This is a genomic window from Compostimonas suwonensis (assembly GCF_002797855.1).
Taxonomy (GTDB): Bacteria; Actinomycetota; Actinomycetes; order Actinomycetales; family Microbacteriaceae; genus Compostimonas; species Compostimonas suwonensis.
In genome coordinates, this window is sequence record NZ_PGFB01000004.1 from 400,998 (window position 1) to 426,529 (window position 25,532).

Consider the following 25,532-nt stretch of genomic DNA (forward strand, 5'->3'; position numbering starts at 1 on the left):
CCGACGTACGGCATCCACCTTCAGGAGGGATTCGGAACGAGCCGGGTCCCCCCTGAGGATGACGCCGGAGCCCTACTTCTTCTTGTCTTGCGAGCGGCGCTGCTGACGGTTGAGCGGAGCCGCCGAGGCGCCCTCGTCGCCGCCCGTGACCTGACCGAATGCGCCGCGTGTGGCCGGCGCCTGCCGCTGCGGCTGGTTGGGGCGCTGCTGCGGAGCCGCCGTGCCGCCGTTGTCGGCCTGCTGCTGCGCACGCTGAGCGCGAGCGGTGGCTGCCTGCTGGATCTGGCCGCGCTGATTGCGCACCTCGACCCCGCCGGCGTCGCTCGGCGCGGAGTAGCTGAGCTTCTCCTCGGGCGCGGCATCCGCCTGAGCGAGGCCCTTCGCGGCGACCCGCGGGCCGGCGACCTCACCCTGGGTCACCTCGACCTCGAGGTTGAAGAGGAAGCCGACGGTCTCCTCGCGGATCTGCCCCATCATGTTCTGGAAGAGGGCGAAGCCTTCACGCTGGTACTCGACGAGCGGGTCGCGCTGTGCCATCGCCCGCAGGCCGATGCCGTCTTTCAGGTAGTCCATCTCGTAGAGGTGGTCGCGCCAACGGCGGTCGATGACCGAGAGCACGACGCGGCGCTCGAGCTCGCGCATGGCGGGCGAGCCGAGCGACTCCTCGCGGCGGTCGTAGGCGAGCTTCGCGTCGGAGAGGATCTCGCGGCGCATGAAGTCGCGGTTGATCTTGCCGCGGTTGCCGGCTTCGGCGATGACCTCGTCGATCGAGATCGAGATCGGGTAGAGCGTCTTGAGCTCGGTCCACAAGGCGTCGAAGTCCCAGTCGTCGCCGTTGCCCGTGCCGGTGTGCACGTCGAGCACCTCGTCGATGACGTCGGTGAGGAACTTCTGGGCGCGCTCCTGCAGGTCGTCGCCCTCGAGGATGTGACGGCGGTCGCTGTAGATCGCCTCGCGCTGGCGGTTGAGCACGTCGTCGTACTTGAGCACGTTCTTGCGGATCTCGGCGTTGCGGCCCTCGACCTGCGACTGGGCGCTGCGGATGGCGCGGCTGACGACCTTCGACTCGATGGCCATGTCGTCGGGCACACCGCTGCGGCCCATGAGGCTCTCGGCTGCGCCCGCGTTGAAGAGGCGCATGAGGTCGTCGGTCAGCGAGAGGTAGAAGCGGCTCTCGCCCGGGTCGCCCTGACGGCCGGAACGACCGCGCAGCTGGTTGTCGATGCGACGCGACTCGTGGCGCTCGGTGCCGAGCACGTAGAGCCCGCCCGCGTCGATGACCTTGTCGGCCTCGGTCTGCACCTCGGCCTTGACGCGCTTGAACACCTCGTCCCATTCGGACTCGTACTCGTCGGGGGTGTCGACCGGGCTCAGGCCTTTGGCGTTCATCTCGGCGACAGCCAGGAACTCGGCGTTTCCGCCGAGCATGATGTCGGTTCCACGACCGGCCATGTTGGTGGCGACGGTCACCGAGCCGAGACGGCCGGCCTGGGCGACGATGGCGGCCTCACGCGCGTGGTTCTTCGCGTTGAGCACCTCGTGGCGGATGCCCTTCTTGGCGAGCAGCCGGGAGAGGTACTCGCTCTTCTCGACGCTCGTCGTGCCGACCAGAACCGGCTGGCCCTTGTCGTGACGCTCGGCGATGTCTTCGACGACCTGCTGGAACTTGGCCTCCTCGTTCTTGTAGACGAGGTCGGACTGGTCGATGCGCTTCATCGGCTTGTTGGTCGGGATCGGCACGACGCCGAGCTTGTAGGTGCTCATGAACTCGGCGGCCTCCGTCTCGGCCGTACCGGTCATGCCGGAGAGCTTCTTGTAGAGGCGGAAGTAGTTCTGCAGGGTGACGGTCGCGAGGGTCTGGTTCTCGGCCTTGACCGCGACGCCCTCCTTGGCCTCGATCGCCTGGTGGATGCCCTCGTTGTAGCGGCGGCCCATGAGGATACGGCCCGTGTGCTCGTCGACGATGAGCACCTCGCCGTTCATGACGACGTAGTCCTTGTCTTTTTTGAAGAGCGCCCGCGCCTTGATGGCGTTGTTGAGGAAGGAGATGAGCGGGGTGTTGGCCGACTCGTAGAGGTTGTCGATGCCGAGGTAGTCCTCGACCTTCTCGATGCCCGCCTCGAGCACGCCGACCGTGCGCTTCTTCTCGTCGACCTCGTAGTCCTCGTCTTCGACGAGACGGGTCGCGAGGCTCGCGAACTCGTTGAACCAGCGGTTGGCCTCGCCGGATGCCGGGCCCGAGATGATGAGCGGAGTGCGGGCCTCGTCGATGAGGATCGAGTCGACCTCGTCGACGACGGCGAAGAAGTGGCCGCGCTGCACCATGTCTTGCGCCTGCCACGCCATGTTGTCGCGCAGGTAGTCGAAGCCGAACTCGTTGTTCGTGCCGTAGGTGATGTCGGCCGCGTACTGCTCGCGGCGCTGCTCGGGGGTCTGGCCCGCGAGGATGACGCCCGTGGTCATGCCGAGGGCGCGGAAGACGCGCCCCATGAGCTCGCTCTGGTAGCTCGCGAGGTAGTCGTTGACCGTGACGACGTGCACGCCGCGGCTCGCGATCGCGTTGAGGTACGCGGGGAGCGTCGCGACGAGGGTCTTGCCCTCACCGGTCTTCATCTCGGCGATGTTGCCGAGATGGAGTGCCGCGCCGCCCATGAGCTGCACGTCGAAGTGACGCAGGCCCAGGGTGCGCGTCGACGCCTCGCGCACGGCGGCGAAGGCCTCCGGCAGCAGGTCGTCGAGGGATTCGCCGTTCGAGTAGCGCTCGCGCAGCTCGACGGTCTCGTTCTTCAGCTCCTCGTCGCTGAGGTGGCTGAAGTCGTCTGCGAGGGCGTTGATGGCTTTTGCGTAGCTCTCGAGGCGGCGGAGGATGCGTCCTTCACCGACACGAAGAACCTTTTCAAGAACTGAGGCCACGAATGCACTCCATTTTTCTTAGTCGCCCCCGATTCGTCCGGGGCACGATACGCCTGCGATTCGGGTCGGCGCGTGGTTGGCGTTCCCGGCTCGCACGCCGACAACGCTAACAATGTTACCGGGATGTGACCTGCAAGCGTGCTGACTGTACACCAGGCAGGAAAACGGATGTCGGGGCCGGGTCGCCAAGGCCTCCGCCGCCCCGCGCAGTCGCCGCCGGCTCGCCATAGGATATGAGGATGTCCAAGGTCTTGAGCAAACTCCCTGTCGGCGAACGGGTCGGCATCGCATTCTCGGGAGGGCTCGACACCTCCTGCGCGGTCGCGTGGATGCGCGAGAAAGGTGCCGTTCCGTGCACCTACACCGCCGACATCGGGCAGTACGACGAGCCCGACATCGACACCGTGCCGGCGCGCGCGGTCGAGTACGGGGCCGAGATCGCCCGCCTCGTCGATGCACGGAGCGCTCTCGTGGAGGAGGGCATCGTCGCCCTCCAGTGCGGGGCCTTCCACATCCGCTCCGGAGGCAAGACCTACTTCAACACCACGCCCCTCGGGCGCGCGGTCACGGGCACACTCCTCGTGCGCGCCATGAAGGAGGACGGCGTCGACATCTGGGGCGACGGCTCCACCTACAAGGGCAACGACATCGAGCGGTTCTACCGCTACGGGCTCATGGCCAACCCTCGCCTGCGCATCTACAAGCCCTGGCTCGACGCCGAGTTCGTCGGCGAGCTCGGCGGCCGCACCGAGATGAGCGAGTGGCTCGTCGCCCGCGGCTTCCCCTACCGCGACTCCGCCGAGAAGGCGTACAGCACCGACGCCAACATCTGGGGCGCGACGCACGAGGCGAAGCTGCTCGAGGAGCTCAGCTCGAGCCTCGACCTCGTCGAGCCGATCATGGGCGTCGCCGCCTGGCGCGACGACGTCGAGGTCGTCACCGAGGAGGTGTCGGTGCGCTTCGAGGCGGGCCGTCCCGTGGCGATCAACGGCGTCGAGTTCGACGACCCCGTCGCCCTCGTGCTCGAGGCGAACGCGATCGGCGGCCGCCATGGGCTCGGCGTCTCCGACCAGATCGAGAACCGCATCATCGAGGCCAAGAGCCGCGGCATCTACGAGGCGCCCGGGATGGCCCTGCTGCACATCGCCTACGAGCGCCTCCTCAACGCCATCCACAACGAGGACACGGTCGCCAACTACCACGCCGAAGGCCGCCGCCTCGGGCGCCTGATGTACGAAGGCCGCTGGCTCGACCCGCAGTCGCTGATGCTGCGCGAGTCGATCCAGCGCTGGGTCGGCTCGGTCGTCACCGGCGAGGTCACCCTGCGCCTGCGCCGCGGAGACGACTACACGATCCTCGACACCACGGGGCCCGCGCTCAGCTACCACCCCGACAAGCTCTCCATGGAGCGGGTCGGCGACTCCGCGTTCGGCCCGGGCGACCGCATCGGGCAGCTCACGATGCGCAACCTCGACATCGCCGACTCGCGCTCGCGTCTCGAGCAGTACGCGGCATCCGGTCTCATCGGCGGCCCCACGGCCGAGCTCGTGGGGCGGCTCGACGCGGGCCTCTCCGCCGAGATCCTCGACCCCACCGAGCACGCCAGCGCCTCCGCCGAGGCGCTGGAGCGCGCAACCGACGCGGCCTCGGAAGGCGCCGCGTTCGACGCCGGCACCGACTGAGCGGATAGCGCCCTCACCGCGCGCCGCGCACGCTGCACGGACGCCGCCGCGCCCCCTCCCTGCGACCCGGAAGACCCGGCACGAAGGAAGAGGGCGCGGCGACGGCTCTCAGGCTCGCGCGGCCGCGGGCTCTGCCGTGTCGTCGAGACCGATCACTCCGTAATCCCAGCCCTTGCGACGGTAGACGACGCTGGGGCGCCCCGACTCGGAGTCCATGAACAGGTAGAAGTCGTGCCCGACGAGCTCCATGCGGTCGACGGCGTCATCGACTGTGAGCCAGTCCGCGGTGAAGACCTTGCTGCGGATGACGACGGGGCAGTACTCCTCGTCGTCCTCGGCGACCGCATCGGACTGCACCACGGGGATCGAGCCCGTGCGCACCTGCTCGATCACCGCGGCATCGGCCGGGGTGATGTCGACGACGCTGAAGGCGTCCGAGCTGGCCTCGGCGAGCGAGGTCGGCCGGTGGTTGCCGCGATGGACCTTCTTCTTGTCCTTCGCTCGGCGGAGGCGTTCGAGCAGTCGGCCGAACGCGAGATCGAACGCCGAGTACTTGTCGGCACCGCTGGATTCAGCCCGGACCAGCGGCCCCGGGCCGATCAGGGTGAGCTCGACGCGATCCTCCCCACTCGAGCCGGTCGGTTTTTCGTTGTGACGCGAAACCTTGATCTCGAGAGCGAGGGCCTTGTCGGCCAATGAGGCTATCTTCTGCGCCTTCTCCGTCGCGTACTCGCGAAAACGATCAGTGATTCCCAGGTTTCGTCCAACGATGTCAATTTCCATGACGACCTCCCAGATCTCTGGCGTTCCACCTGATCCGTCGGCGGTTCTTCCACGCCTTTGTCTCACCGTAGTGCCGCCCCGACCGGATGTCACCGATTATTCGACTATGCCCCGGATGTGCACAGTCTTTGCGGGGTGAAGTCTCGGGGTCGCCGCGAGGGTCACGGCTCCGCGCACCACGGCGCCCGCCGCGGCGAGCGCGCGGGCGGCCTCGAGGAGCGTCGACCCGGTCGTCACGACGTCGTCGACGATGACCACGTGACGACCGAGGAGCGGCCTCGTCGCGACCATCGAGCCGGCCACGTTGAGCGCCCGCTCCTGGCGGCCGAGACCGGCCTGGTCGCGTGTGCGGAGCCGTTGCACGAGCCAGCGGGGGCTGCGGCGCCCCGCCCCTGCGAGCAACGACCGCACGGGCTCGTAGCCCCGCCGCGCCGTCGCGGCACGGCTCGAGGGAACGGCGACGAGGTCGATCCGCATGGCGCCCGGTCTGCCGCGCAGCCGAGCGGCGGCGTGGTCGAGCACAACGCCGAGCGGGCGGGCGAGGGCGGCGGCGGCATCCGTTCGCCCCTCGTCTTTGAAGGCGTTGAGCGCCGCCTGCACGGCCCCGCCGTAGCGCAGACCCGACCAGACCACGAGCTCATCGCCCCAGCGCTGCTCGAACGGCTGGGCGAGGAGCGCGGCGCGACAGGCGCCGCACATCGAGCGATCGGCGACGCCGCAGCCCGCGCAGTCGACGGGTGACACGAGCGCGAGCGCGTCGGAGACCGCAGCACGCAGGGCGGCGAGCGGACTCGTGGTGACTCGTGTGGTCTGCACACCGACAGGATGCCGCGCGGCGGCCGATCCCAGTACCCCGATCACGACGACGGTGCATCCCTCCCCCGTCAACCGCGTTGTGCAGAGCTCAAACGGCCCCCTCCGCTTCGCGCCAGATGCAGGAGTTCCGGCGATCAACGGAGGAAAAACCGGGTGGTCAGACCCTCCGAGCCGACGATCTCCTGCAGGTGGGACGTCGGTCGGGCACGGACGCCTCCAGCCCGGCTGCCCCAGCAGCAGCTACCCGGGCAGCCCCATCTGCACGGCCGCGAAGCCCACCCCGTCGATGCGCTGCTGCCAGCCGACCCCGCGCTGCGTCTCGAGCACCTGCTCCCCCGTGAGCAGCTTCAGCTCGCGCACGCTGTTGGCGCCGACGAGGGCCGCCGCGCCCGAGCTCGCCCCCAGCAGGGTGCTCGTGCCGCCGATCTGCTGGGCGACGACGTGATCGTCGCCGTCCGGCTGCGCGGTGAGCGAGGCGACGGTGAGGTCGTCGACCCAGACGGCGTCGACGGGGATGCCGGGCCCGACGATGAGGTCGAGCGGCGGCCCGAGGCTCACGGGAACGTCGGCGTTGCCGCGAACGATGGATGCGACGACGAACTTGGCCGCTCCGCCGACCGTGAGCAGCGCGGCGACCCTCGTGCCGTCGCGGCTCACGTCGAGCGAGACGATCGAGCTCGCCTCCGGCCAGCTCGTGGTGAGGGGTGTCGCGGCGCCGTCGGCATCGACGATCGTGACCTCGCCCGGCCTGTCCGCGGGCACCGACCAGAGGTAGCCGTAGTCGTCGACGGCCGGGACGATGAGCGATTCCCGGCTGTCGACCAGCTGGGGGGCCGCGGCGGCCTGCACCCGGTAGACGCCCGCCTGGGCCGTGGGCGTGCCATCCGTCAGCACGGCTGCGACCCGCTGATCGGCCGAGAGCGTGGCCCCGCGCGCGGCGAGGGCGACGACCTTGTCGGAGATGCCCTCGATCGGCGAGAGGGTCTCCCCCGTCGCCGGGAGGAAGCCGAACTCGTCGTCGCGCAGGATGAGGCTGCGGGTGTCGATGCGCGGGTTGCGCACGACCTCCGCACCGAGATCGGCGATGTCGAGCCGGTTCTGATCGGCGGAGATGACCACGGAGCGGATGTTGAGGCCCGACGACAGGCTCTCGGTCAGCTGGAGCTTCATCCGCTGCCGGGTCAGGGTGTCGGCCTGGGTGATCTCGCTGTCGAGGTCGACGACGACCTCGGGCCCGTCGATGGGCACGGCGCTGCTGGGAGCGAGCGCGGTGCCCGGGGGGAACGCCGTGACGACCCCGGGGGCGAGCCAGTCCGCCGGCCCCTCGAGCAGGGCCTGAACGATGCGCGTGGCGGTGGAGGCGCGCGAGGGGAACCAGCGCAGGTCGGGCACGAGGAAGCTGAAGCCGGGATCGAAGAAGTAGACGGGATGCGCGCGGAAGACCGTGCGGAACGCGGACTGGTCGATGACCGTGCCGTCGGGGGCTTTGCCGATGCGCCACTGCCCGTCGACCTGCTCGAAGCTGTACTCGAGCGGAACGGGCTTCACCTCCCCCTCGCTGTACTCGCCGAACTCGTTCACGATCGCCGTCGCCGTCACCGTGAGCGACCGCTTGGTGTCGTCGACCGTCACGATCGAGCGGGTGGTCGCGTTGTCGACGATCACCCCGATGTTCGGGTTCCACTCCTGACGGAACGTGGGATCGAGGAACTGCCGCGCCGTCGCGTAGTCGTCCTTCGGGCTGGAGGCCGCGTCGATGAAGCCGCGCAGGATCTCGTCGATCGTCGCGTTCGGCTTCGGGCCGTCGGCGAGGATGTCGATGTCGGGCTCGACACCCGTGTCGGGGGCCGTCACGCCGGTCTGCACGCGCCCCGAGCTCGGTATGGTCGCGCAGCCCGTGAGGGCGATCAGGAGCAGGCCGGCGATGGCCAGGATGCCGCGGCGGCGGTCACGGCGGTCAGGCATCGTCGCGTCCCTTCGAATCGGCGGTCGGGGCATCCACCGGGGTCACCTCGCCCGTGAAGTTGGGCGTCGTGCCCTCGGCGTCTGCGGGAGGGAGGGGCAGCGGCGACGACACGATCTGGCCGCCGCGCACCCGCGGGAGGGTGAGCCGGAAGCAGGAGCCCGCGCCCGGCCTCGACCAGACCTCGAGCCATCCGGAGTGCAGACTCGCGTCTTCGAGCGAGATCGCGAGCCCCAGGCCCGTGCCGCCGATCGTGCGCTTGCGGGAGGGGTCCGCGCGCCAGAAGCGGTCGAAGACCCGCGCCGACTCCCGCTCGTTCATGCCCAGGCCGTAGTCGCGCACGGCGAGCGCGACGGCCGAGGCGTTGCTGTCGACCGAGACGACGATCGGCTTGCCCTCGCCGTGCTCGATCGCGTTGCCGAGCAGGTTGCGCACGATGCGACGGATGCGACGGGGATCCGCCTCGGCGTCGAAGTAGCCCCCCGGGGCGACGAGCCGCACGTCCGAGCCCTTCGACTCGGCGAGCGCGTGCATGCTGTCGATCGCCCCCTCGGCGAGGCGCACGAGGTTCGTCGGCTCGGTCTCGAGCTGCACGAAACCCGCGTCGAAGCGGCTGATCTCGAGGAGGTCGGTGAGCAGCAGCTCGAAGCGCTCGACCTGGGTGTGCAGGAGCTCGGCGGTGCGGCCCGTCGCGGGAGGGAAGCTCTCGCGCTGGTCGTAGATGACGTCGCCCGCGAGCCGGATGGTCGTGAGCGGGGTGCGCAGCTCGTGCGAGACGTCGGAGACGAAGCGCTGCTGCACCGTCGAGAGCTCGGCGAGCTCCTTGATCTGGCTCTGCAGGCTGTCGGCCATGCCGTTGAACGACCGGGCGAGGGTCGCGACCACGTCTTCGCCCTTCTCGGGGATGCGCACCTCGAGGTCGCCCGCCGCGAGCTTCTGGCTCGTCTCGGCGGCGACCCGGATCGGGGTGACGATCAGGCGCACGACGAGCCAGGCGACGGCGCCGATGAGGATGAGGAGCGCGAAGCTGCCGAGGAGCAGCGTGCGCTGCACGAAGGCGAGGGTCGCCTGGGCGTCGCTCAGGCTGTAGGCCAGGTAGAGCTCGTAGCGGCCGGCGGCGGGCACCACGATCTCGGAGCCGACGACGATGCCCGGCGAGCTGACCCCCGTGTCGTCGACGAGGGCCACCGACTGCCAGTGCTGCTGGTCGGATTCCGTCTCGACGGCGGCGCGCAGCTCTGTGGTGATGACGCCCGTGCTCAGCTGCGGGCTCGCGAACGACTGCGGGGCGATGGCCGAGTTCTCCTGCCCGGGCGCGCGGTAGACCGCCAGGAGCGGGGTCGACGACACCGTGCGGATCTGGTTCTGCACCGAGGTGAAGAGGTTCTCGACCGCCGCGCGGTCCGAGGCGTCGGAGGCGTCGAGGGTGGCCTGAGCGGATGCCGTCGCGCGGTTGGCGCTGCTGAGCACCTGGTCGAGCCGCGCCTGGAAGAGGTCGTTGCCGATGCTGTACGACATGTAGCCGCCCGTGAGCACGAGCGCGATCGTCGACAGCGCCACCGTGATCGTGACGGTGCGCAGCTGCAGGGAGGCGCGCCACGCCCCCAGCGCGCGCGCGGGCCAGGTGCGCCACTGCCGCCAGCCCTGCCAGCCGGCCCTGAGCGGATGCGCCTGCGTCACCACGGCCGACGCCGAACGATCGCCATGGCTCCCCTAGGTGACGGCGCCGGCGCGGTAGCCCACGCCGCGCACGGTCATCACGATCTTGGGGTTGTCGGGGTCGTCCTCGACCTTCGCGCGCAGCCGCTGCACGTGCACGTTGACGAGGCGCGTGTCGGCCTTGTAGTGGTAGCCCCAGACCTGCTCGAGCAGCATCTCGCGGGTGAAGACCTGCTGCGGCTTCGAGGCGAGGGCCAGGAGCAGGTCGAACTCCAGCGGGGTGAGGTTGATGCGCTGATCGCCGCGCGACACCTCGTGCCCCGCGACATCCAGGGCCACGTCGCCGATGTGCAGGAACTCGGTGCCCACGGGCTGGGCCGGGCGCAGACGCGTGCGGATGCGCGCGACGAGCTCCTTGGGGTTGAACGGCTTGACGATGTAGTCGTCGGCGCCCGACTCGAGACCGCGCACGACGTCGGCCGTGTCGGTCTTGGCGGTGAGCATGATGATGGGCGTGCCGGACTCCGCGCGGATGCGGCGGCAGACCTCGATGCCGTCGATCCCGGGCAGCATGAGGTCGAGCAGCACGAGCTCGGGTTTCGACTCGCGGAACGCCTCGAGGGCACCCGTGCCGTCTGCGCAGAAGGACGTCTCGAAGCCCTCCGCCTGCAAGACGATGCCGATCATCTCGGCCAGTGCGGTGTCGTCGTCGACGACGAGAATTCGTGAGTTCATGTGCCCGTCTCCGTCGGGGCCGCGCACGACATCGTGCGAAAACCCGTGACTTTTCTCGCACCAGAGTATCCGAGGAGCCTGCGCACAGGCGCACAGTCGGCCGCGAACCGCCTGGTGGAATATGACAGCATGGAGATGGACGGGCACGGCGGATGATCGGCCACCGGGAAGAGGAGCGTTCGACGTGACGGATCACGAGAACTGGCAGGCTCCCGAGGGGCCGCCGCAGGGCGTTGCGGCAGGCGACGGCTCGGAGTCCGCCGGCCCGGCGCACCCGCAGCAGCCGGCCTCGTACCCGCCGCCGCCCGGTTCGTATCCGCCCGCCGGCTCCTACCCGCCGCCGCCCGGGTACCAGAACCCGCCGGGCCCGCCCGGGTACCAGTCCTACCCCGGGTACCCCGGCTACCCGGGCGCCCAGCCGAACTGGACCCCGCCGCCCAAGCCGGGGCTGCTCCCGCTCCGTCCGCTCGGGTTCGGCACGCTGCTCGGCGCCCCGTTCCAGGTGCTGCGCCGCAACGCCAAGGCGACCGTCGGCTCGGCCCTCATCATCCAGGGCGTCACGACCGTGCTCGTCGCCGTCGTCACGGGGCTCGTCGCCTTCTTCGCCTTCGGCCGCATCGCGAGCACCCCCGTCGCCGAGCAGGGCGCCGTGATCGCCGGCTCCGTCGCGATCGGCGCCCTCGCGCTGCTCGTCCCCGTCGTGCTCGGGCTCGTGGGAGCCGCGCTGCTGCAGGGTGTCATCGTGCTCGAGGTGGCGCGCGGAACGCTCGGCGAGAAGCTGCGCATGGGCACGCTGTGGAGACGCGCGGCCCCGCGCATCGGCGCCCTCCTCGCCTGGGTGCTGCTCGTCGGGGTCGTCGCCATCGCCGCCCTCGTCGTCGCCGCGATCCCCGTCGTCGCGCTCTTCGCGGCCGGGCCCGATCTGCTGGTCGTCGCGATCCTCGTGACGCTCCTCGTGATCGCCGGGCTCATCGTGCTCGGTGTGTGGCTCGGCACCAAGACCTCCCTCGTGCCGAGCGTCATCGTGCTCGAGCGCGCCTCGATCGGCCGCGCCGTGCGCCGCTCGTGGTCGCTCACCACCGGGCACTTCTGGCGCACCTTCGGAGCCGAGATCCTCGTCTACGCCATCATCAGCGCGGTCACCCAGGTCGTCTCGATCCCCTTCAACCTGCTCTTCACCTTCTCGGGCGTGCTCATCGACCCCAACGGCTCGGGCGACGGCATCGCCTTCGTCATCGGCAGCTACGTGCTCTACCTGCTCGTGTCGGTCGTGCTCGGTGCCGTCGCGGCCGTCGTGCAGTCGGCGGTCGTCGCCGTCATCTACATCGACCTGCGGATGCGCACAGAAGGGCTCGACCTCGACCTGCAGCGCTTCGTCGAGTCGCGGGACGCCGGTGCCCAGGGCGTGCCCGACCCCTACGACACCCGCGCCGCCCCCGTCGCGCCGCCCGCCACCGGCACCGGGTCGCCGTGGGCGTGATCGCCCCGCTCCTCGCGCTCTCGGCCGCCCTCGCGTCGGCCCGCTCGGAGGTGCCCGTCGACCCGGACGCCCCCGAGGCCCGGCAGTGGCTGCTCGACGAGCTGGGCAAGCCGCAGTACCAGGCCGCACGGCCGAACTGGTTCGACGAGCTCGCGCAGTCGATCTGGGAGTGGTTCCAGTCGCTCACGGTGCCCGACGGATCGGCCTTCGGCGGGCTCGTGCCCCTCATCGTGATCGTGCTCGTCGCCGCCGCCGTGGTCGTCGCCGTCCTCGTCTTCGGGCTGCCCCGCCTCAACCGGCGGGCGCCACGCTCCGTGCCGCTCTTCGGCGCCCACGACGACCGCACCGCCGAGCAGCTGCGCGCCGCGGCACAGAACGCTGCGGCGGGGGGCCGCTGGAACGACGCCGTGCAAGACCTCTTCCGCGCCCTCGCGCGCTCCCTCGTCGACCGCACGGTCGTTCTCGTCACCCCCGGCACGACGGCTCACGAGTTCGCGGTGCGCGCCGGCGCCGGCTTCCCCGATCACGCCGCCGAGCTGCTCGCCGTCTCGCGCATCTTCGACGGGGTGCGCTACCTCGGCGAGACGGCCACCCTCGAGCGCTACGAGTCCGTGCGAGCCCTCGACGCGGCCCTCACCGCCAGCACGCCTGCCGGCCACGAGTCCCGCGCGACGGTGTCCGCGTGAGCGCTTCCGTCTCCGCGCCCGCGGGCGAACGCGCCGACGCGCGCACCGCCTCGTCGCGCACCGCGCCGTCGAGCACCCCCACCGTGCGGCGCGCTCTCTCCCGCTCGCGCTTCTGGCTCATCGCGGCGGCGGGGGTCGTCGTCATCGCCGGCCTCTCAGTGCTCTTCGCCGGCGGTCTCGGCAGCACGGGGACGCCCCTGGGCGCGAGCGAACCCGGCCCCGCAGGCAGCCAGGCCCTCGTCGAGGTCCTGCGGCAGCGGGGCGTCGAGGTCGTCGAGGCCGCGGGCTACGAGGATGCCGCGGCCGCGGCATCCGCCGGCACGACGCTTCTCGTGTACGACCCCGAGCAGTACCTCGACGCGGGGCGGATCACCGCCCTCGCCGCGCAGACGGAGCACCTCGTGCTCGTGAACCCCGGCTTCGGCTACCTGCAGGCGCTCACCCCGCAGACCGGCTTCGGCGGAGTGAGCGACGACGAGCTGCTCGACGCGCAGTGCCGGCTGCCGGCTGCGCAGAAAGCGGAGAGCATCCGCGTGCGCGGCTCCGACGCGAGCGGCGAGGACTCCAGCTACCGCACCGACGACCCCGGCGCCGTCGAGTGCTTCCCCGGCGGCCCCGGCACCTTCTCCCTGCTCCAGCTGCCCACGGCCGCCGGCGATCTCACGATCCTCGGCAGCACCCGCGTGCTCAGCAACGACGGCATCGCCGACGCCGGCAACGCCGCCCTCGCCCTCAATCTGCTCGGCGGCACGCAGACCCTCGTCTGGTACCTGCCGGCGATCACGGATGTCGCGGCCACGGGTGATCCGTCGCTCGGCGAGCTCACCCCCGGCTGGGTCACCCCCGTTCTCGCGCTCGCCGGGATCGTGGCGATCGCGGCCGCGATCTGGCGCGGACGCCGGCTCGGCCCGCTCGTGATCGAGAACCTGCCCGTCACGGTGCGGGCCCGCGAGACGATGGAGGGCCGCGCCCGGCTCTACGCGCGCTCCTCGTCACGGCTGCGTGCGCTCGACGCCCTGCGCATCGGCGCCCTCGGCCGGCTCGGCGGGCTGCTCGGGCTGCCGCCCTCGGCGAGCGCCGAGGAGGTCTCGGACGCGAGCGCGGCCCTGACCGGCCGGCATCCCGCGGAGGTGCGCGAGCTGCTGCTCGACGGCGTGCCGGCGGGCGATGCGGCGCTTCTCGACTACTCCGGCCGGCTCGCGGAGCTCGAGACGGCCGTACGACGCGCGATCGATCAGACAGGAAGAATGGACGTATGACCGAGACCACGAACGAACCGTTCCCGGCGCCCGCCGCACCCGCTCCGAGCTCCGAGAGCCTGCACGAGGCGCTCGCCCGGGTGCGCGCCGAGGTCGGCAAGGCCGTCGTCGGGCAGGACGGCGCGGTGACCGGCCTCATGATCGCACTCCTCGCCCGCGGTCACGTGCTGCTCGAGGGTGTGCCGGGCGTCGCCAAGACCCTGCTCGTGCGGGCTCTCAGCCACAGCCTGAGCCTCGACACGAAGCGCGTGCAGTTCACCCCCGACCTCATGCCGGGCGACGTGACCGGTTCGCTCGTCTACGACACGAGGGCGGGCGAGTTCGAGTTCCGCGCGGGGCCCGTCTTCACCAACATCCTACTCGCCGACGAGATCAACCGCACGCCTCCCAAGACCCAGTCGGCACTGCTGGAGGCGATGGAGGAGCGCCAGGTGAGCGTCGACGGCGTCTCCCGTAAGCTCCCCGACCCCTTCCTGGTGGCGGCGACCCAGAACCCCATCGAGTACGAGGGCACCTACACGCTGCCCGAGGCGCAGCTCGACCGCTTCCTGCTCAAGCTCGTGCTCGACGTTCCCGAGCGCGACGCCGAGGTGCAGGTGCTGCACCGGCACGCGAACGGCTTCAACCCGCGCGACCTGGCCGGGGCGGGGGTGACACCCGTGATCGGGGCACGCGAGCTGGCGGCCGCGCAGGATGCCGCGGCATCCGTCGGCGCGAGTGCAGACGTGCTCGGCTACATCGTCGACCTCGCCCGTGCCACCCGCCGCAGCCCCTCCGTGAAGCTCGGGGTGAGCCCGCGCGGGACGACCGCGCTGCTGGCCGCCTCGAAGGCCTGGGCCTGGCTCACCGGCTACGACTCGATCACCCCCGACCACGTGCAGGCGATGGTGCTGCCGGTGTTGCGGCACCGCATCCAGCTGCGCCCCGAGGCCGAGCTCGAGGGCGTCTCCGTCGACGCGATCCTCCGCTCGATCGTGCAGCAGGTGCAGGTGCCGATCTAAGGTGGCGGTCTCCGGCTGGTTCGTCGCGCTCGTCGCGCTCGGTGTCGTGCCGATCGTGATCGTCGGCGACGGCGTCGCGCTCTGGTGGTGGCTGCTCGTCGTGGTCATCGTGACGGGCGTCGACCTCCTGCTCGCCGGCTCGCCGCGACGCCTGGGGCTCGAGCGCTCGGTTCCCGCGCGCGTGCGCCTGGGCGAGACGGTCGTGAGCGAGCTCTACGTGACCAACCGCGGCGGACGGACGGTGCGCGGCATCCTGCGCGACGCCTGGCAGCCCTCGGCCGGCGCCGCACCCACCCGCAGCCGGGTCTCGATCGAGCCCGGGGAGCGCGGCGTGGTGCGGATGACGCTCACCCCGACCCGGCGCGGCGAGCGGCACGCCTCCCACGTGACCGTGCGCTCCTTCGGCCCGCTGCGGCTCGCGGCCCGGCAGGCGACCATGCCGACGGCGGCGGTGCTGCGGGTGCTGCCCGCCTTCTCGTCGCGGCGGCACCTGCCCTCGCGCCTCGCCCGCCTGCGCGAGCTCGACGGGCGCACCTCGGTGCTCGTGCGCGGCCAGGGCACCGAGTTCGACTCGTTGCGCGAATACGTGCGCGGAGACGACGTGCGCTCGATCGACTGGCGGGCGACCGCACGCCGCAACGACCTCGTCGTGCGCACCTGGCGGCCGGAACGCGACCGCCGGGTTGTGATCGTCGTCGACTCCGGCCGCACCTCCGCGGCCCGCATCGCCGACGAGCCTCGCATCGACACGGCCTTCGAGGCCTCGCTCCTGCTGGCCGCCCTCGCCTCGCGCGCCGGCGACCGGGTGGACTGGCTCGCCTACGACCGCCGCACCCGCGGCCGGGTGCAGGGGGCGACGGGCGCCGAGCTGCTCTCGCGTATGGTCGACGTGATGGCGCCCATCGAGCCCGAGCTCATCGAGACCGACTGGACCCGGGTGCCCGGCGAGGTGCGCGCCATCACGAGCCAGCGCGCGCTCGTCGTCGTGCTCACCTCGATCGACTCCACGGGGGCGGCGCGCGGGCTGCTCTCCGTGCTGCCCCAGCTCACCGGTCGGCACCGTGTGGTCGTCGCCTCGGTGAGCGATCCCGAGGTCGTGCGGGCGGCATCCGACCGCGGTGACCGCGAGAGCCTCTACCGGGCGGCCTCGGCCGAGCGGAGCCTGCTCGATGTGAGCAGGATCACGGCCGCCGTCCGTCAACTGGGGGCTGACGTCGTCACCGCCACCCCGCAGGAGCTGCCGCCCGCCCTCGCCGACCGCTACCTCGCGCTCAAGGCCGCCGGCCTGCTCTGATCCCCGCCCCTCCTGCCTCTGTTCTCACAATTGCTCTGTTCTCACAACGACGGAGATTCCGAGCTTTTTGGGGCGTAACGAGCGTTTCTTGGCCCGTATGCGCAATATCTCCGTCGTTTTGAGTGGGAGGGGGAAGAAGAGAGAGCGGATGCCGCGAGCCGGCGCTCAGCCGGCGACGATGCGCTTGGCGCCGGCCTCGAACTCGCCGAGGTCGCCCGTCTCCCCCGCCCGCACGGCCCGGCGTCCGAGGACGAGCATGTAGACGAGGAACGCGGCCAGGGCGAGCACGCCGATCGCGAGCTTCACGGGCCACGGCCAGGGCGCGGGCGTCACGAAGCCCTCGATGATGCCGCTCACGAAGAGCACGAGGACGAGCCCGATCGCCACCGTGAAGAGCGCCCGGCCGTCTTCGGCGAGCGCCTGCCCGCGGGTTCGGGCGCCCGGCGCGATCCACGACCAGAAGATGCGCAGCCCCGCCGCCGCAGCGACGAAGACCGCCGTGAGCTCGAGCAGACCGTGCGGCAGGATGTAGATGAAGAAGGTGTCGCCCTCGCCGTAGGCGAACATCACGGCGGCGTTGACCCCGAGGTTCTGGGCGTTCTGCAGGATGACGAACGGCACGTACAGGCCGACGATGCCGAAGGCGATGCACTGCGCGGCGATGAACGCGTTGTTGGTCCAGACCTGGCCCGTGAACGAGGCCGCGGGGTTCTCCGAGTAGTAGCCGACGAAGTCCTCGTCGACGAGCTTGCGCAGGTCGGCGTCCGAGCCGAAGTTGGCGAGCACGCGCGGATCGCCCAGCGCCCAGATCGCGTAGAGCCCGGCCACGACGACCGTCGCGGCCGCGATCGCGAGGGTCAGCCAGCGCAGCCGGTAGAGGGCCGCCGGCAGCTGCGCCACGAAGAAGGCGGGGATCTGCGAGAGCAGGTTCGATCCGGCTCCCGTGAAGCGCAGGCGCGCACGCGAGAGCGTCACCGAGAGGCGGTCGCCCGAGCGCGTCGATCCCGCGACGGTCTTGATGGCCGAGAGCTGGCTCGCGCCGCTCTGGTAGCGCTCCACGAGTTCGTCGGCATCCGCGCCGCCGAGGGTCGCCTGCTTCGCGAGGGCGTCGAGTCGACTCCACTCCTCGCGATGCGCTTGTGTGTAGGCGTCGAGGTCCATCTGCTTAAATGATAGTTATGTCGATGCAGCCCGCGGGCTCGGCGCATGTCGCCGACGAGAACGAGCTCATCACGGGAGAGGCCGTCGCCCTCGACGTGCGCCCCGCGAGCATGCTGCTGCGTGCGGCCGGAACCCTCATCGACGTGCTCCTGTCGGTGCTCGTCTTCCTGGGCCTCAACCTCCTCATCTCGAGCCTTCTGGGCGGGTCCGGCGACGGCGCGATCGTGCAGGCGCTCAGCGTCGTCGCGATCGTGCTCTCGGTCGTCATCCTGCCGATGGTCGTCGAGACGGCCTCGCACGGCCGCTCCCTCGGAAAGCTCGCGATCGGCGCGCGCATCGTGCGCGACGACGGGGGCGGCATCACCCTGCGCCACGCCTTCGTGCGGGCGCTCATGGGGGTCGTCGAGATCTACGCGACCCTCGGCGGGCTCGCCGCGATCGTCTCCCTGCTGAGCGACAGGTCGAAGCGGCTCGGCGACCTGCTCGCGGGAACCTACAGCCAGCACGAACGGGTCCCCCCGCTGCTCGTCGCGCCCGCGGTGGTTCCGCCGGCCCTCACCGGCTGGGCGACGACCGTCGACGTCGCACGGATGCCGGATCCGCTCTCGCGGCGGATCGCGCAGTTCCTCGCCCAGGCCCCCGAGCTCACGCCGCAGACCCGCGCCCGCCTGGCGGCAACCCTCGCAGCGGATGCCTCGCCCTACGTGTCGCCGATCCCCGCGGTCGACGCCTGGACGTTCCTGCTCGGCGTCGCCGCTGTGCGCCGCGAGCGCGAGTACGCGGCGCTGATGCTCGAGCGAACGCGACTGGAACGGCTCGAGCCCGCGCTGCGCGGGCTTCCGCACGGCTTCCCGGAACGCTGAACCCACCCCGTCCTCCGCGCGCCCGCGTCAGTTCATGATCGACAGCGGCAGATAGGCGGTGACGACCCAGTTCGGCGCATCCACCACTTCGCTGATCTTGAGGTCGCCGGCGACGCTGCACAGCAGGTAGGCGTCGACGGGGTCGATCCCGTAGCGGCCGGCGAGATGCTCGATCATAAAGCGCACGGCATCCTGCGCGGCGCTCATGAGGTCGGAGGCCACCCCCATGGTCGCGTAGTAGCCCTGGTCGTCGATGCCGGAGCGCAACGGCCCCGCGGTCTGGAACTGGGGCGCCTGGATCGTACGGCCCTTGTGGAGTCGTACCCTCATAACACCGCTCATGCTCGCCTCGATGGCGGAGAGGCACACCTCGCCGTCTCCCTGCGCCGCGTGCGGGTCACCGAACATCAGCCGGGCGCCCGTGGTCTGCACGGGCAGGAAGACACGCGTGCCGACGGTGAGGTCGCGGCAGTCGACGTTGCCGCCGAACCGGCCGGGCGGGATGACCGAGAGCGGTTCGTCCGTCACGGGGGTGAGCCCCATGACCCCGCAGAAGGGTCGCAGGGGGATCGTCGCGATGCCCTTGTAGTCGGCTCCGCCGGGCGCCGAGAGGTCCCAGCGGTGCAGGTGGGGTTCGGAGAAGTCGTCGGGCAGGAGGCCCATACCCGGGAGGATCGAGGTCCAGCCCCAATCGCCCGTGCTGTACTCGAGGGGCGCGAGCTCGACGACGTCGCCCGGCTCCGCGCCGTTGATCATGATGGGCCCGGCGAGCGGGTAGAACCGGTCGAGGTCGGTGGGCGGAACCTCGTCGCCGTTGCGGAAGTCGTCGTACTGCCCTCCGCCCGCCTCCTGCAGCTCGAAGGCGAGCACGTCGCCGTCGTCGATCGTGAGCACGGGCTCGTGCGCCGTCGTCCACAGCCGGTTCACGATGCCGGGTACCTCGTACGTCGCCATATCGCGCCTTTCTCGTTGATCGCGTGGCTCCGAGAATATCAATTTGCGATACATATCGAACGATTTCAGTTGATCTTGTAATGTATCGTTCACACAGTCCGGTCGAGGAGAGGGCACCCGCATGACCGCACAGGATCGCCTCGAGCAGTATCCGCGACTGGATCTGCGGGGCTTCCCCTCCCCGCTTCACCCCCTCGAGCGGTTCAGCGAGGCGCTCGGCGTCGAGGTCTGGTGCAAACGCGACGACATCGGCTCGATCGGCCTCGCCGGCAACAAGGTGCGCAAGCTCGAGTTCGAGCTCGCCCACGCCGTGCAGGCGGGTGCCGATCACATCGTCACACAGGGAGCGCGACTCTCGAACTCCGCGCGAGCCGCCGCCGCGGCATCCGCTGCTCTCGGTCTCGGCTGCACCCTTGTGCTCTCGGGTGACGCCCCCGAGCAGCGCGTCTCCAATCTGCTGCTCGACGAGCTCTTCGGCGCCGAGGTGCGGCTCGTCGGGCGCGTGAGCTGGCCCGAGCTCGCCCAGCTGACCGAAGACATCCAGCAGGATCTGCGGGCACGCGGCGCGACCCCGTACTACCTGCCGGTCGGCTGCTCCTCCCCGCGGGGGGCGCTCGCCTTCGCGGCGGCCTTCCTCGAGCTTCAGACGCAGGCCGAGCAGAAGGGCGTCGAGTTCACGACGCTCGTGCACGCCTCGTCGTCGGGCGGCACCCACGCCGGCCTCCAGCTCGGCCGGGCGCTCAGCGGCACGGCGATGCGCGTACGGGGCATCGGCGTGGCGAGCGACATCTACCCGGACACGCTCGGCACCTACGCGAGCCTGGCCACGGATGCCGCGGCGCTCATCGGCTCGCCCCTGAGCTTCGGCCCGCACGACATGGACTTCGATCTCGCCTACCTCGGCGAGGGCTACGGCATCCCCACCGAGGGCACCCTCGAGGCGATCCTGCTGCTCGCTCGCACGGAGGGCCTGCTCGTCGACCCGATCTACTCGGGCAAGGCCGTCGCCGCCCTCGTCGACCTCGCCCGCACGGGGCAGATCGAGGGCCCCGTCGTCTTCTGGCACACCGGCGGCTATCACGCGCTCTTCGACCCGCGCCACGGTGACGCGGTGCTCGCCGAGTCCGACCACGCGCGAGCCTGAGGAATCGGGGGCTCGGGACTGTTTCCTCGGCTACCCTGAACCAATCGAGGATCGATGCGGAAGGCGAGATGACGAGTGGCTGAGCAGAGCACCGAGGGCGGCCTGGACTCCCCCGCACAACAGCCGGGCACGGTGGCGGCACGCATCCGCGCCGCCATGGAGAAGCTCTCCACGAAGGAGCGGCAGGTCGCGCGCGCCATCCTCTCGCAGTACCCCGCGGCCGGGCTGGAGACCACGCAGGCGCTCTCCGAGCTCGCGAAGGTCAGCGGCCCGACCGTCGTGCGCTTCGTGGCCCGCCTCGGCTATTCGAGCTATCGCGAGTTCCAGAGCGACCTGCGGCACGAGCTTCTCGCCAAGACCGCGTCGCCCGTGACCCTCGAGCCGCTCTACGACGACAGCGGCACGACCGACAGCTTCCGCTCGAGTGCGCTCGGCATCTTCCAGTCCGGGCTCACCGAGACGTTCAAAGACCTGCCGGAGAGCGAGCTCGAGAAGGCCTTCGAGCTGCTCTCGAACACCGACCTCACCCTGCACCTCGTGGGTGGCCGCTTCTCGCGCATCCTCGCCGAGAACGCCGAGCTCAACCTGCGCCAGATGCGAGGCGGCGTGCACTACTACCGCGACACCCGCGAGATCATGACCGGCCTCGTCGGCTTCACCCGCAAAGACTGCCTCATCGTGTTCGACTTCCGTCGCTACCAGGCCGACACGATCGCGATGGCGCGCCTGGCCCGCGAGAAACGCGCCCAGATCATCCTTCTCACCGACCCCTGGATGTCGCCGATCGCCGAGGTCGCCGACGTCGTGCTGAGCGCGCGTGTGGAGGCCCCGAGCCCCTTCGACGGTTTCGTCGCCCCGATGGCCGTCGTCGAGACGCTCATCGCGGGAGTGCACAAACGCCTCGGAGCGAGCGCGCGGGAGCGGATGCTGCGCCTCGACGAGGCCAGCTCCCGCATCGAAACCGGAACGTAACAACCAATTCATATAGCGACTATTCCATTCGATCTGAACTCTTTGATACATTAGAGACATGACGCCGCCTGTACCCGGTCTTCCCCGCCCGGCCCTCCCCGCCGGTGCGATCGCGGGGAACCACGCGTGAGTCTCCCGAATCGCGATCCCCGCGCGACGCGCCTCGACGACCGACTCTTCCGCCTGCTCGACGAGCAGCTGCCGGCCGCTGATCTGCTGCGGATCGAACTGCACCGGTCACCGCGGCTCTCAGGCGACGAGGGCGCCACACTCGAGCTGCTCATCGACCATCTGCCCGACGGCAGCACCGTGCGACGTGCGCCCGGTCACGTCGCGACGGCGCGGATCGGCGGATCGGGTCCGAGCGTCGCCATCCGGGCCGAGATGGACGGCCTGCCGATCACCGAGCACACGGGCGTCGAATGGGCCTCCACCAACGGCGCGATGCACGCGTGCGGCCACGACGTGCACATGGCCGCGTTCATCGCCGTCGCGCACACGATCGCGGCGGCCGCCGACGACGCCCCACGACCGCTCGTAGGCCTCTTCCAGCCACGCGAGGAGACCTTCCCGTCCGGCGCCCTCGACTTCCTCGGCGGCGAGCTGCTGGATGTCGAGAACGTCGCGGCCATCATCGGCGCGCACGTTCAACCCGCCATGGACTCCCTCTCGATCGCATCGAACAGCGGAACGGTCAACGCCTCCTCCGACGAGTTCGTGGTCACGATGATCGGCGACGCCGCTCACGGCGCCTACCCGCACCTCTCGCGCGACCCCGTGCTGGCCGCGAGCAACTTCGTCGTCTCCTGCCAGCAGATCGTCGCGCGCAACCTCGACCCCATGCACTCCGCCGTGCTCACCGTCGGCGAGATCCGCGGCGGCGGGGCGCCCAACGCGATCCCCCGCTCGACCGTCGTCTCGGGCACGGTGCGCGCCGGCTCGGCCGAACAGCGGCAGTTCGTGCACCAGCGCATCCGTGAGGTCGCGGACGGCATCGCGGCCGCGCACGGCTGCGAGGCGATCGTCGAGATCGTGGTGGGGGATCCGCCGCTCATCAACGATGCGCGGCTCGCGGCGATCTCCGCGCAGCTGCTCTCGCACCAGGGCCTCGACGCGACGGCGGAGTTCCGCTCCTTCGGGGCCGACGACTTCGCCCACTACGCCTCCGCCGCGCCCGCGCTCATGATCTTCGTCGGAACCGTCGGCCGCCACGGCGAGGGCCTCCACTCCAACAGCTACCTGCCCGATCGGGATGCCGTGCGTCGCGTCGCGTACAGCATGCTGGCCGGCTACCTGGCCGGCTCCCGGATCATCGAGGAGAACCTCGATGCGGGCGGCCTGACCGTTCTGCACCCCGGCGAGCCGGGGCTCACCGCACACGCAGGCCTCGACCGTTCGCCCCGTCAGTAAAGGATCAGCAGTGACGAACCCGCCCTCGCCGAACGACCTCGTCATCGGCTCGATCGTCGACATGGCCGGTGTGATGAGAGCGAAGGTCGTGCCCTCCTCCCGACTCGACTCCTTCGTGAAGTCGGGCATGGGGGCATCCCCCACCTGGACGGTCTTCTGCGTCGACGACGCGATCGCCTTCAGCCCGAGCTTCACGGTCGCGGGCGACCTGAGGCTGCACATCGCGACCGAGGACCTGCGCGACCTCGGGGGCGGGACACGGTGGGCGCCCGCCCGCTTCACGAACCAGGACGGCTCGCCTTTTCCCGGATGCACGCGCTCCGCCCTCGATCGCGCCGTGAACCGCCTCGCCTCCGCGGGCATCTCGGCGCTCATCGGGCACGAGATCGAGTTCACGCTCTTCGACGCGACCGAGCCGCAGCTCTGGGCCGCTTACGGGCTCTCCTCCGTGCTGTCGACCGAGGGCTTCCTCACCGATCTGCTCGAGGCCGCGCAGCTGGCCGGGGTGCCCATCGAACAGGTGCACGCCGAGTACGGCCACAACCAGTTCGAGATCGCCCTCGGGCCCGCCGAGCCGCTCCGCGCCGCCGACAACATGGTGCTCGCGAGGATCGTGATCAGCCGCACCGCCCGCAAGCACGGGATGCGGGCCTCGTTCTCACCCGTGCCCGTCGCCGGCGGCTCGGGCAACGGCGCCCATCAGCATCTCTCGCTCACGCGCGACGGCGCACCGCTCTTCTCGGGCGGCGAGGGCCCGTACGGGCTGAGCGACGACGGGGCCTCCGCGATCGCCGGCCTCGTCACCCGTCTGCCCGAGTTCATGGCCGCGCTCGCGAGCTCGGCGGTCTCCGCCCTGCGCCTGCAGCCCGGCATGTGGTCGGGCGCATACTGCTGCTGGGGGCTCGAGAACCGCGAGGCCGCCGTGCGCTTCTGTGCGGCCACCCTCGGAAACCCGAAAGGGGCGAACGTCGAGGTCAAGGCCGTGGATCCCTCGGCCAACCCCTACCTGAGCAGCGCCGCGATCCTCGGCATGGCGGCATCCGGCATCGAGCAGGGGCTCGCTCTGCCACCCGAGGTGCGGGTGAATCCTGCCGATCTCTCCGAGGAGGAACGGATCGCGAGCGGCGCCTGGCTGCTGCCGACCACGCAGCCGCAGATGCTGTCGTCGATCGCGGGCTCGGAGCTCGCACGCGAGATCTTCGGCGACCTCGTGCTCGAAGCGCTCATCGCCGTCAAACAGCACGAGGTCGACACCTTCGCGCACCTTCCCGTCGAGCAGACCATCGAACGACTCCGCTTCCGGTGGAGTGCCTGACCCCGCACAACAACACAGTCCAGCGGAGCAGCCGACCGCAACGATCACAGGGAGCCACCATGACGGAACCGACACTCTACGAACGAGACCTGGCCGCTATCGCCGGGATCGAGAAGCTCCGCTTCTTCCCGCTCGAGCTCGCCTCCGGCAAGGGCAGCATCCTCACGACACCCGACGGCCGCGAGCTCATCGACCTCTCGGCGACATGGACGGCGTGCGGGCTCGGCCACGGGCATCCCGCGGTCATCGAGGCGATCACGCGCGCCATCCAGTCGCCCCCGGGAGCCGGCGGCCTCTCCGCCGTGCACCCCGACTCCGTCGGCCTCGCAGAAGACCTGCTCGCCCTCGTGCCCGGAACCGGTGAACGCCGTGTGTACCTCGGGCACGCGGGGTCCGATGCCAACGACGTCGCCATCCGCGCCTGCATCATCCACTCGGGCAGAAAGCGGGTGCTGGCCTTCGAGCACGGCTACCACGGCGGTGTCGGCATCGCGATGGGCGTGTCGGGTGTGCACGTCGAGGGCGGCTCGGCCGCCGCCGCGGAGGGCACGATCTTCGCGCCGTACCCCGACCCGCTGCGTCCGCACGCAGACAACGGCGGGGACGAGGTCGGCTACTGCCTCGCCCAGGTGCGCGCCGCCCTCGAAGGCGATGACGTCGCCTGCGTCATCGTCGAGCCGATCCTCTCCGACGGCGGGCTCATCGTCCCGCCTCCCGGCTTCCTCTCCCGTCTGATGGACCTCGCACGCGAGTTCGGCGTTCCCCTCATCTGCGACGAGGTCAAGGTCGGCCTCGGCCGCCCGGGCACCCTGCACGCCTTCGAAGACGACGGCATCGTTCCCGACATCGTCACCTTCGGCAAGACCCTGGGCGGCGGCCTCCCCATCTCGGCCGCCGTCGGGCCGGCCCGCATCCTGGATGTCGCCACCGGCTCCGCTCTGCTCACGATGGCGGGCAACCCCATCAGCACGGCCGCCGCGCGCGCCGTGCTCGCGACGCTCGTCGACGAGGGGCTGGCCGATGCGGCGCGCGAGCGCGGGGAGCAGCTGAAAGGAGCGCTCACGGCCATCGAACGCGGTGAGGGCCGGTTCGGCGATAAGGTCGCCGACCGCATCGGCGACGTGCGCGGCCGCGGGCTCGCGATCGCCGTCGACCTCGTCTCCGACAAGGCCGCCCTCACGAGGGACGAGGACCTCGCCCGCAAGGTCGTCTACCGCGCCTGGCAGCTCGGAGCCGTCGTCTTCTACGTCGGCGGCAACGTGCTCGAGATCACGCCGCCGCTCGTCATCACCGAGGAGCAGGTCGACGCAGCCGTCACGATCCTCGAGCAGGCGATCTCCGACGCCGTCGACGGGCTTGTGAGCGACGAGGAGGTCGCGCCCTACTCGGGTTGGTGAGCCCGCCGCTGCCGAGGACTCGCGGGAGCCGTCCGACCCCGGCAC

General features: G+C 70.6%; 20 protein-coding genes. 12 read left to right on the top strand and 8 right to left on the bottom strand.

From position 1 onward, the window contains the following. Window positions 1–72: 72 nt before the first annotated feature. Window positions 73–2,913, bottom strand: a complete 2,841-nt coding sequence (gene secA / locus CLV54_RS12980) for a preprotein translocase subunit SecA (RefSeq protein WP_100345389.1) — start codon at window positions 2,911–2,913, stop codon at window positions 73–75. Between the two features lie 239 nt (window positions 2,914–3,152). Here secA and argG point away from each other — a divergent pair, with 239 nt between their 5' ends. Then, on the top strand, window positions 3,153–4,595 hold the full coding sequence (gene argG, locus CLV54_RS12985) for an argininosuccinate synthase (RefSeq protein ID WP_100345390.1): 1,443 nt from the start codon (window positions 3,153–3,155) through the stop codon (window positions 4,593–4,595). A gap of 108 nt (window positions 4,596–4,703) precedes the next feature. Here the strand turns inward: argG and hpf are convergent, their stop codons facing one another. The 5 genes from hpf to mtrA form a co-directional block, all read right to left on the bottom strand. Continuing rightward, a complete protein-coding gene (gene hpf, locus CLV54_RS12990; protein WP_100345391.1) occupies window positions 4,704–5,378 on the bottom strand; it encodes a ribosome hibernation-promoting factor, HPF/YfiA family in 675 nt (224 codons plus the stop codon). Between the two features lie 96 nt (window positions 5,379–5,474). Continuing rightward, window positions 5,475–6,194, bottom strand: coding sequence for a ComF family protein (locus CLV54_RS12995; RefSeq protein WP_100345530.1), 720 nt, complete (start codon window positions 6,192–6,194; stop codon window positions 5,475–5,477). 240 nt (window positions 6,195–6,434) lie between these two features. Next, the gene (locus CLV54_RS13000; RefSeq protein ID WP_170061996.1) at window positions 6,435–8,159 is read right to left on the bottom strand and encodes an LpqB family beta-propeller domain-containing protein; all 1,725 of its coding nucleotides are present in this window, start codon (window positions 8,157–8,159) and stop codon (window positions 6,435–6,437) included. Beyond that, window positions 8,152–9,840, bottom strand: a complete 1,689-nt coding sequence (gene mtrB, locus CLV54_RS13005; RefSeq protein ID WP_245861697.1) for an MtrAB system histidine kinase MtrB — start codon at window positions 9,838–9,840, stop codon at window positions 8,152–8,154. The genes CLV54_RS13000 and mtrB overlap by 8 nt, the downstream gene beginning before the upstream one ends. A 30-nt stretch (window positions 9,841–9,870) precedes the next feature. After that, a complete protein-coding gene (gene mtrA, locus CLV54_RS13010; protein WP_100345393.1) occupies window positions 9,871–10,551 on the bottom strand; it encodes an MtrAB system response regulator MtrA in 681 nt (226 codons plus the stop codon). A gap of 184 nt (window positions 10,552–10,735) precedes the next feature. On the opposite strand from mtrA, the gene CLV54_RS13015 reads away from it, so the two are divergent. The 5 genes from CLV54_RS13015 to CLV54_RS13035 are packed head-to-tail and all read left to right on the top strand — an operon-like array spanning window position 10,736 to window position 16,271. Further along, window positions 10,736–12,031, top strand: a complete 1,296-nt coding sequence (locus tag CLV54_RS13015; RefSeq protein WP_100345394.1) for a hypothetical protein — start codon at window positions 10,736–10,738, stop codon at window positions 12,029–12,031. Next, on the top strand, window positions 12,022–12,717 hold the full coding sequence (locus CLV54_RS17710) for a DUF4129 domain-containing protein (protein WP_100345395.1): 696 nt from the start codon (window positions 12,022–12,024) through the stop codon (window positions 12,715–12,717). The genes CLV54_RS13015 and CLV54_RS17710 overlap by 10 nt, the downstream gene beginning before the upstream one ends. Beyond that, window positions 12,714–13,976: a DUF4350 domain-containing protein gene (locus CLV54_RS13025; RefSeq protein WP_100345396.1), complete on the top strand. Its 1,263-nt coding sequence runs from the start codon at window positions 12,714–12,716 to the stop codon at window positions 13,974–13,976. The genes CLV54_RS17710 and CLV54_RS13025 overlap by 4 nt, the downstream gene beginning before the upstream one ends. Further along, window positions 13,973–14,977, top strand: a complete 1,005-nt coding sequence (locus CLV54_RS13030; protein ID WP_100345397.1) for an AAA family ATPase — start codon at window positions 13,973–13,975, stop codon at window positions 14,975–14,977. Before CLV54_RS13025 ends, CLV54_RS13030 begins: the two co-directional genes overlap by 4 nt. Window position 14,978: 1 nt before the next feature. Then, a complete protein-coding gene (locus tag CLV54_RS13035) occupies window positions 14,979–16,271 on the top strand; it encodes a DUF58 domain-containing protein (protein WP_100345398.1) in 1,293 nt (430 codons plus the stop codon). A 165-nt stretch (window positions 16,272–16,436) separates the two neighbouring features. Here the strand turns inward: CLV54_RS13035 and CLV54_RS13040 are convergent, their stop codons facing one another. Beyond that, window positions 16,437–17,432: a stage II sporulation protein M gene (locus tag CLV54_RS13040; RefSeq protein ID WP_100345399.1), complete on the bottom strand. Its 996-nt coding sequence runs from the start codon at window positions 17,430–17,432 to the stop codon at window positions 16,437–16,439. Window positions 17,433–17,449: 17 nt separating this feature from the next. Here CLV54_RS13040 and CLV54_RS13045 point away from each other — a divergent pair, with 17 nt between their 5' ends. Further along, window positions 17,450–18,295 (top strand): RDD family protein, encoded by an 846-nt coding sequence (locus tag CLV54_RS13045; protein WP_342745291.1) that lies wholly within the window; start codon window positions 17,450–17,452, stop codon window positions 18,293–18,295. A 27-nt stretch (window positions 18,296–18,322) separates the two neighbouring features. Here CLV54_RS13045 and CLV54_RS13050 read toward each other — a convergent pair whose 3' ends face one another. After that, a complete protein-coding gene (locus CLV54_RS13050; protein WP_100345400.1) occupies window positions 18,323–19,249 on the bottom strand; it encodes an acetamidase/formamidase family protein in 927 nt (308 codons plus the stop codon). A 121-nt stretch (window positions 19,250–19,370) separates the two neighbouring features. On the opposite strand from CLV54_RS13050, the gene CLV54_RS13055 reads away from it, so the two are divergent. The 5 genes from CLV54_RS13055 to CLV54_RS13075 all read left to right on the top strand — a co-directional run bounded on the left by CLV54_RS13055 (window position 19,371) and on the right by CLV54_RS13075 (window position 25,487). Next, window positions 19,371–20,393, top strand: a complete 1,023-nt coding sequence (locus CLV54_RS13055) for a 1-aminocyclopropane-1-carboxylate deaminase/D-cysteine desulfhydrase (RefSeq protein ID WP_100345401.1) — start codon at window positions 19,371–19,373, stop codon at window positions 20,391–20,393. A gap of 75 nt (window positions 20,394–20,468) precedes the next feature. Continuing rightward, complete coding sequence (locus CLV54_RS13060; protein WP_100345402.1) at window positions 20,469–21,365, top strand: MurR/RpiR family transcriptional regulator; 897 nt, start codon at window positions 20,469–20,471, stop codon at window positions 21,363–21,365. 126 nt (window positions 21,366–21,491) lie between these two features. Continuing rightward, the gene (locus CLV54_RS13065; RefSeq protein WP_100345403.1) at window positions 21,492–22,775 is read left to right on the top strand and encodes a M20 metallopeptidase family protein; all 1,284 of its coding nucleotides are present in this window, start codon (window positions 21,492–21,494) and stop codon (window positions 22,773–22,775) included. A 10-nt stretch (window positions 22,776–22,785) separates the two neighbouring features. Further along, window positions 22,786–24,090, top strand: a complete 1,305-nt coding sequence (locus tag CLV54_RS13070; RefSeq protein ID WP_211294544.1) for a type I glutamate--ammonia ligase — start codon at window positions 22,786–22,788, stop codon at window positions 24,088–24,090. 59 nt (window positions 24,091–24,149) lie between these two features. Then, window positions 24,150–25,487, top strand: coding sequence for an aspartate aminotransferase family protein (locus tag CLV54_RS13075; protein ID WP_100345404.1), 1,338 nt, complete (start codon window positions 24,150–24,152; stop codon window positions 25,485–25,487). Window positions 25,488–25,532: the final 45 nt, after the last annotated feature.